This window comes from Caldivirga sp. UBA161, assembly GCF_002506515.1.
GTDB lineage: Archaea > Thermoproteota > Thermoprotei > Thermoproteales > Thermocladiaceae > Caldivirga.
The window spans coordinates 2,627-2,947 of the sequence record NZ_DAXS01000045.1; the positions used below are offsets into that span (position 1 = coordinate 2,627).

Annotated in this window: 1 protein-coding gene; it reads right to left on the minus strand. The window is 42.7% G+C overall.

What is annotated here, in order from left to right; all coding sequences use genetic code 11:
- Positions 1-242: nucleotidyltransferase domain-containing protein (locus BP896_RS05160; RefSeq protein ID WP_291766435.1), on the minus strand; the 242-nt coding region annotated here is incomplete at its 3' end.
- Between the last annotated feature and the right edge of the window lie 79 nt (positions 243-321).

Genomic DNA, 321 nt, shown 5'->3' on the forward strand with positions numbered 1-321 from the left:
TCAATCACAGTCAATGGGTAGTCACGTAATAAGGCGCTAACCGCTAAGTAAATAGCCCTCCTCCTTCTAACAGCATCAATACGGCTTAAACCCCTATGCAGAATTAATAAATCAACGTCACTATACTCATCAGCCTCACAACGGGCCATGGAGCCGAAGAGCAGCACTGCAGTGAAGGCATCATTAGCTAACCTACTTACCCTAATCCTCAAATCATTAATTACATCTTGGCAATTAATCATCCCACGAATAACCCTATCCTTAACTTTAAATTCCTTTAGGCGCTTTCTAGGCGGTAGAGTAGTAGTGCATGAGTGAAAG